The 203-nt window shown below is 61.1% G+C and carries 1 protein-coding gene; it reads left to right on the top strand.

The window, feature by feature from the left end:
- Window positions 1-203: immunoglobulin-like domain-containing protein (locus tag ABI582_RS28795; protein WP_442121009.1), on the top strand; the 203-nt coding region annotated here is incomplete at both ends.

Consider the following 203-nt stretch of genomic DNA (forward strand, 5'->3'; position numbering starts at 1 on the left):
CTGCCGATCAACAACCACGCAGAGCTGTACTTCAAGCTGACCGATGGCACCACTGTCATTGTGCCCGCGAACAGCACCACCGGCTCGGCCACTGCGACCGCCCCGGATAACGTCTATGTCGGCGCGAACGAGCCGGTGGTGAATGCCATCGATGCCGTCAGCGGCGCGGATGCGTGGAAGTTCGAAAACCTGAACCTGGACAA

It is taken from the genome of Pseudomonas sp. SAS7 (genome assembly GCF_052112345.1).
GTDB lineage: Bacteria > Pseudomonadota > Gammaproteobacteria > Pseudomonadales > Pseudomonadaceae > Aquipseudomonas > Aquipseudomonas putida_Q.